Annotated in this window: 1 rRNA gene; it reads right to left on the reverse strand. The window is 53.8% G+C overall.

The features are described from left to right. Positions 1–4: 4 nt before the first annotated feature. Positions 5–1,707: ribosomal RNA gene (locus tag BN1234_RS20305) — 23S ribosomal RNA — on the reverse strand; the annotation flags it as partial.

Genomic DNA, 1,707 nt, shown 5'->3' on the forward strand with positions numbered 1-1,707 from the left:
CTTGTAGGATAAGCCCTCGACCGATTAGTATTGGTCAGCTCCATGCATTGCTGCACTTCCACCTCCAACCTATCTACCTCGTCGTCTTCAAGGGGTCTTACTAATTGGGAAATCTCATCTTGAGGGGGGCTTCACGCTTAGATGCTTTCAGCGCTTATCCCGTCCGTACGTAGCTACCCAGCCATGCTCCTGGCGGAACAACTGGTGCACCAGCGGTACGTCCATCCCGGTCCTCTCGTACTAAGGACAGCTCCTCTCAAATTTCCTACGCCCACGACAGATAGGGACCGAACTGTCTCACGACGTTCTGAACCCAGCTCGCGTACCGCTTTAATGGGCGAACAGCCCAACCCTTGGGACCTACTTCAGCCCCAGGATGCGATGAGCCGACATCGAGGTGCCAAACCTCCCCGTCGATGTGGACTCTTGGGGGAGATAAGCCTGTTATCCCCAGGGTAGCTTTTATCCGTTGAGCGATGGCCCTTCCATGCGGTACCACCGGATCACTAAGCCCGACTTTCGTCCCTGCTCGACTTGTAGGTCTCGCAGTCAAGCTCCCTTATGCCTTTGCACTCTTCGAATGATTTCCAACCATTCTGAGGGAACCTTGGGGCGCCTCCGTTACTCTTTAGGAGGCGACCGCCCCAGTCAAACTGCCCACCAGACACTGTCCCCGTACCGGATCACGGTACTAGGTTAGAACCTAGATACGATCAGGGTGGTATCCCAACGGCGCCTCCACAGAAGCTTGCGCTCCTGTTTCCTAGGCTCCCACCTATCCTGTACAGATCGTACCCAAATCCAATATCAAGCTGCAGTAAAGCTCCATGGGGTCTTTCCGTCTTGTCGCGGGTAACCTGCATCTTCACAGGTATTAAAATTTCACCGGATCTCTCGTTGAGACAGCGCCCAAATCGTTACGCCATTCGTGCGGGTCAGAATTTACCTGACAAGGAATTTCGCTACCTTAGGACCGTTATAGTTACGGCCGCCGTTTACTGGGGCTTCGGTTCATAGCTTCGGGTTTAACCCCTAACCACTCCCCTTAACCTTCCAGCACCGGGCAGGCGTCAGCCCGTATACTTCGCCTTACGGCTTCGCACAGACCTGTGTTTTTGTTAAACAGTCGCTTGGGCCTTTTCACTGCGGCCCCCTCGTGCTATTCACACTACCGGGGCACCCCTTCTCCCGAAGTTACGGGGTCATTTTGCCGAGTTCCTTAACGAGAGTTCTTCCGCGCGCCTTAGAATTCTCTTCTCGCCTACCTGTGTCGGTTTGCGGTACGGGCACCTTCACCTGACTAGAGGCTTTTCTTGGCAGTGTGAGATCATGACCTTCGCTACTATAATTTTCACTCCCCATCACAGCCTGGCCTTATCGATGTGCGGATTTGCCTACACATCAGCCTCACTGCTTGGACGGACATCCATCAGTCCGCGTCACTACCCTCCTGCGTCACCCCATCGTTCATAACGGTTTACGGTGGTACAGGAATTTCAACCTGTTGTCCTTCGATTACGCCTTTCGGCCTCACCTTAGGTCCCGACTTACCCTGAGCGGACGAACCTTCCTCAGGAAACCTTGGGCTTTCGGCGGATCAGATTCTCACTGATCTTTTCGTTACTCATACCGGCATTCTCACTTGTATGCTGTCCAGCGCTCCTTACGGTACACCTTCAACCTACATACAACGCTCCCCTACCCCTG

Origin of the sequence: Paenibacillus dakarensis (assembly GCF_001373415.1) — a bacterium.
GTDB classification, from domain to species: domain Bacteria; phylum Bacillota; class Bacilli; order Paenibacillales; family Paenibacillaceae; genus Paenibacillus_AQ; species Paenibacillus_AQ dakarensis.